Annotated in this window: 3 protein-coding genes; all 3 read left to right on the top strand. The window is 36.6% G+C overall.

What is annotated here, in order from left to right; all coding sequences use genetic code 11:
* Positions 1-304: tRNase toxin domain-containing protein (locus tag PBA01S_RS22580; RefSeq protein WP_503826052.1), on the top strand; the 304-nt coding region annotated here is incomplete at its 5' end.
* Positions 305-318: 14 nt separating this feature from the next.
* On the top strand, positions 319-816 hold the full coding sequence (locus PBA01S_RS22575; protein ID WP_016314419.1) for a Cdi1I family immunity protein: 498 nt from the start codon (positions 319-321) through the stop codon (positions 814-816).
* A 346-nt stretch (positions 817-1,162) separates the two neighbouring features.
* Positions 1,163-1,369, top strand: coding sequence for an RHS repeat-associated core domain-containing protein (locus PBA01S_RS23420; protein WP_084770883.1), 207 nt, complete (start codon positions 1,163-1,165; stop codon positions 1,367-1,369).
* Position 1,370: the final 1 nt, after the last annotated feature.

Raw genomic sequence — 1,370 nt, 5'->3', positions numbered from 1 at the left:
TATTAGTCGCGATACCATTATTAATTCAGCAACACAGGCTAAAAAAGGCGGAGAGACAGTTGTAGGACATGCTCTTCAAAAACATGCAGGAAGAAATCCTGATATTTGGGGTAAAGTTAAGGGTGGTCCGGACCAAATCAATAAAACAGCACAGAAGCATTTGGAAGAAATTATTGATGCTCCGGGGGATTTCGTTAAGGTTACAAACAATAGGGGTATTACTTTCCTAGAAAAGAAATTACCTGATGGCAGAGGAGTAAGACTTAATCTTGACGGAACATTTAAGGGTTTTATTGACCAATAAAAGAGGTGGATAACTTGGAAAACTTAGAAATTATACTGGAGAATTTCCGAAAAGATGAATTAGACAATTTAATTTTTCATGAACTTAAAATTAACTTGAAAGAAATCAAGTCCTCCCATTTTTTTGATAACAATAGTGGAGCAGACATTGAATTTCATCAAATTAAAAGTTTTAAGGAAGTACTTTCACCGAGTGGAACGGGCAATGTATTTCTAAGCCAATTGGAATTAGGATGTTGTATTAAAGATGTGGTGATTGTATTTTCATTCGATAAAGAATTTGGAGATATTACTTTTAATTTCTCTGAGAATGGAATATATGAAGGCAAAGGTACTGATGTAAGGCTGAATATCAGAAAAATATTAGAAACTCTAGTGAGCCTGAAAGATAAATTCAATATACCAAACATCAGAATCGGCTTTGAGCCAGCATCTGATGATGATACTTGCATAGTAAATATTGGTAAGGGTAAATTCGATTTAGAGAGTGCAGTAGAACTTATCTTGAGCTAGTACTAAGAACCTTACTCTCAAGTTTTTTTGGTGGGGCAACCCAGTGCCGAATGAACCCATCATTCAACCAATAACACATATAACCCATGTAATACCCGTATAAAGTTTCTTCATTTCTACTGTACGCACATCAATGTTTTGAATTTTATCACCTAAATAACGCTACTGCGTTACATTGATCAGGTCGATTATGGTTCGAAACCACCATGATAGACCTGTTTTTTTGTTATCTTCGTTTTCTTGCGGATTTATTATTTAAGCATTATCACGATATTTACGGTGGAAGGAATTGATCGAATCTTAGTGTGGGATAAGACGACGCTTAATATTGTTAGGATTTAACTGAATATATGGAAAGGACACGACGGATATACAATGTCTTAGAGCTCGTTGGTATGATCCGAATGCGGGAAGATTCGTCTCCAAGGACCCGTACCAAGGCACCATCGCAAATCCGCTAAGTTTGAACCGGTATTCGTATGTGGAGAATAATCCGTTGATTTATGTGGATCCGAGCGGGCAGTATATCATGCCTATGGAGCCAACTCCTTAGT

The sequence above is a fragment of the Paenibacillus barengoltzii NBRC 101215 genome (assembly GCF_004000745.1).
Lineage (GTDB): Bacteria > Bacillota > Bacilli > Paenibacillales > Paenibacillaceae > Fontibacillus > Fontibacillus barengoltzii.
The sequence above is the reverse complement of the archived record's forward strand: the minus strand, read 5'-3'. Positions and strand labels throughout refer to the sequence as shown.